Annotated in this window: 1 protein-coding gene; it reads left to right on the top strand. The window is 56.5% G+C overall.

All coding sequences use genetic code 11. The features are described 5' to 3' along the window. Nucleotides 1-35: 35 nt before the first annotated feature. Nucleotides 36-310: CHC2 zinc finger domain-containing protein (locus DXA66_RS14020; protein ID WP_243089119.1), on the top strand; the 275-nt coding region annotated here is incomplete at its 3' end.

The following is a 310-nucleotide window of genomic DNA, read 5'->3' as shown; positions in this document are numbered from 1 at the left end:
TCACCGGGCTTCGTCCTTTCGCCTGTATCCCACCCATTGGGACGGAGGGTAGCACCTCTGTCTTTTCGGACGTAAAGAACGCCATCTCGACCCGGCAGGCGGCGGAGCTGTACGGCTTCGCCGTAAACCGGAACGGCATGATGTGCTGTCCCTTCCACAGGGATAAACACCCCAGCATGAAGGTGGACAGCCGTTTCCACTGTTTCGCCTGTCAGGCCGATGGCGATGTGATCGATTTTGTCGGCAGGCTTTTTCAACTTTCTCCCTACAAGGCTGTGGAAAAGTTGAAGGAGGACTTCGGCATGGCACT

Origin of the sequence: Faecalibacterium sp. OF03-6AC (assembly GCF_003478175.1) — a bacterium.
GTDB lineage: Bacteria > Bacillota > Clostridia > Oscillospirales > Ruminococcaceae > Faecalibacterium > Faecalibacterium taiwanense.
The sequence above is the reverse complement of the archived record's forward strand: the minus strand, read 5'-3'. Positions and strand labels throughout refer to the sequence as shown.